Raw genomic sequence first — 1,328 nt, forward strand, 5'->3', positions numbered from 1 at the left:
GCCGGCGTCAGGTCAGGTAGCGGAACCACAGGTACGGCGCGGTCAAAGTGATGGTCACCACGGTGACGACCAGGCCGTACTTGGTGAACTGCCAGAAACTGATCGGGGTGCCGTTGCGGGCGGCGATGCCGAGGATGACCACGTTGGCCGCCGCGCCGACGGCGGTGGCGTTGCCGCCCAGGTCGGCGCCGAAGGCCAGCGCCCACCACAACACCTGAGCCTGCTCATGGCCTCCGCCCGCCTCGACCAGTTCGGCCACGATGGGACTCATGGTGGCCACGTACGGGATGTTGTCCACGATGGCCGACAGCCCGGCCGAGGCCCACAGCAGTCCCATCGCGGTCAGCTCCGGCCGGCCCGCGGTGGCGGCCGTCGCCGCCTGTGAGACCTGGCCGATCACACCGGTCTCCACCAGCGCCCCGACCATGACGAACAGCCCGGCGAAGAACACCAGCGTCGGCCACTCCACCTCCTCGATCGCGTCATGCGTGGTGACCTTCGTGGCGGCCACCAGAACCCCCGCCCCGAGGATGGCCACCACCGACGGCTCGTAGTGCAGCACCGGATGCAGCACGAACCCGACCATGACCAGGCCCAGCACGACCAGGCTCTGCCACAGCAGCCGCGGATCGGCGATCGCCTCCCGCTCGTCGAGCACCATGATCTCGGCCGCGCGGTCAGGGTCGTAGCGGAAGGACCTGCGGAACAGGATCCGGCACAACCCGACGAACACCACCATCAGCACCACCACCAACGGCGCCATGTGCACGAGGAAGTCGTTGAAGGTCAGCCCCGCGCGGCTGGCGATGATGATGTTCGGCGGATCCCCGACCAGCGTGGCCGCACCACCGATGTTGGAGGCCAGCGCCTCGGCGATCAGGAACGGCGCCGCGTTCAGCGCCAGCCGTTCGCACACCAGGAAGGTCACCGGCGCGATCAGCAGCACAGTGGTGACGTTGTCCAGCAACGCCGAGGCCACGGCGGTGATGACCACCAGCAGCACCATCAGCCGGTACGGACGCCCTCTGGCCCGCTTGGCCGCCCAGATCGCCAGATATTCGAAGATGCCGGTCTGTTTCAGCACGCCGACGATGACCATCATGCCCAGCAGCAGGAAGATGACGTTCCAGTCGATGCCGGTGTGCTCGTCGAAGAACGCGGCACCGGCGTCGGTGGCGTGGATCAGCAGCATGAGCCCGGCACCGCCGAGCGCGGCCGCCACCCGGTGGATCTTCTCGGTGGCGATCAGCGCGTAGGCGCACAGGAAAACCGCCACCGCCAGCCATGCGGTGACGCTCACGCGGCCACCGCCCGGTCCAGCAGCGCCT

Annotated in this window: 1 protein-coding gene; it reads right to left on the reverse strand. The window is 68.4% G+C overall.

Annotated elements, in window-relative coordinates; all coding sequences use genetic code 11:
* Positions 1–7: 7 nt before the first annotated feature.
* Positions 8–1,300 (reverse strand): ArsB/NhaD family transporter, encoded by a 1,293-nt coding sequence (locus GUY59_RS47020; protein ID WP_132342220.1) that lies wholly within the window; start codon positions 1,298–1,300, stop codon positions 8–10.
* Between the last annotated feature and the right edge of the window lie 28 nt (positions 1,301–1,328).

Origin of the sequence: Nonomuraea sp. K271 (genome assembly GCF_009908215.1) — a bacterium.
In the GTDB taxonomy this organism is placed as follows: Bacteria; Actinomycetota; Actinomycetes; order Streptosporangiales; family Streptosporangiaceae; genus Nonomuraea; species Nonomuraea longispora.